3 protein-coding genes are annotated in these 1,108 nt (G+C 61.6%); all 3 read right to left on the bottom strand.

Translation table 11 applies throughout. The features are described from left to right. Positions 1 to 350, bottom strand: a 350-nt coding sequence (locus tag ACFVTJ_RS25460) for a transposase (RefSeq protein WP_386911280.1), incomplete at its 3' end; no start/stop codon positions are given. A 45-nt stretch (positions 351 to 395) separates the two neighbouring features. Next, positions 396 to 743: an IS66 family insertion sequence element accessory protein TnpB gene (gene tnpB, locus ACFVTJ_RS25455; protein WP_386911279.1), complete on the bottom strand. Its 348-nt coding sequence runs from the start codon at positions 741 to 743 to the stop codon at positions 396 to 398. Further along, positions 740 to 1,108 (bottom strand): IS66-like element accessory protein TnpA (tnpA, locus tag ACFVTJ_RS25450; RefSeq protein WP_386911277.1); only part of this gene is annotated, 369 nt, incomplete at its 5' end. The genes tnpA and tnpB, both read right to left, overlap by 4 nt.

Below are 1,108 nucleotides of genomic sequence, written 5' to 3'. Positions count from 1 at the left end.
CGCCTGCGCTCAAAGGCTTTGACGGTTGAGGCTTTGGCTGCGATCTCCGCCGCTAGTTCATCCTCACCGGCGTCCGCTTCCAACTCCTCGAGTTGCAGTTCCATCTGTTCCAGGAGCCGCGCCTTGCGCTCGGACCGGCTGCCGTAGAGTTCACGTCGAACCTTGTCGATCTCCAGCTTCAGCCGTGCGATCAGCGCCTCGGAATGCGATACGAGTGCCTTGGCGCTGGCGGCTTCTGCCTTGGCGGTCGCCGCTTCTGCTTCGGCTGCGACACGGCGAGCACGTTCCTGGGCCAGCAGTGCAAGCGCACTGGCAAGGTCATCCGGAAGCTCTTCGGTCGCATTGCTCATGACAGGATGGAATCATATTCGACCCCGTCATTCCAGTGTTTTTGCTCATCCGGCCGACGTCGGCCGCCAGGTCTTTTGTGGCATCCGCCAGTCGATACCTTCCAACAGATAACCGAGCTGCGCGGGCGTGATCACCACTGTGCCATCGGCCGCTGATGGCCAGATGAAGCGGCCGCGCTCCAGTTTCTTCGTGAACAGGCAAGCGCCCTGGCCGTCATGCCAGATCACCTTGATCAGGCCACCACCGCGGCCGCGGAATACGAACAGGTGACCGCACATCGGGTCGCGCTTTAGCGCCTCCTGCACCATCAACGACAGACCGGGGAAGCCTTTGCGCATATCGGTGTGGCCCGTCGCCAACCAGACCTTCACACCACTCGGAACCGAGATCATCGCAGCCCCAGCACGCAATCGAGTATCCGGCCAAGCGCTTCCGTGTCGATGTCGCTATCCACGCGGACGCGTCGGCCCCGACCAAGTTCGATTGTTACATCACTGCGCTTCCGACGAGGATGGAATTTGGTGGGTGGTTCCGGCTGAGCGGGGGAGACTGTCGAAGCGGCCTCGGACACGATTACCGGCACCAAAGCCGCAGTGTCAGATCTTGGCTCCTCGATCCGACAAAGCTCTTTGCGCCAACGGAACAACTGACTGACATGGATGCCGGCCGCGCGGGCAATCTCGGAGATGACCGCGTCTGGCTCAAAGCACGCAGCGACGAGCTGCTCTTTATCTTCGCGTGACCAACGCCGACGGCG

Source organism: Agrobacterium sp. NPDC058088, assembly GCF_042885035.1.
Classification (GTDB): domain Bacteria; phylum Pseudomonadota; class Alphaproteobacteria; order Rhizobiales; family Rhizobiaceae; genus Agrobacterium.
The sequence above is the reverse complement of the archived record's forward strand: the minus strand, read 5'-3'. Positions and strand labels throughout refer to the sequence as shown.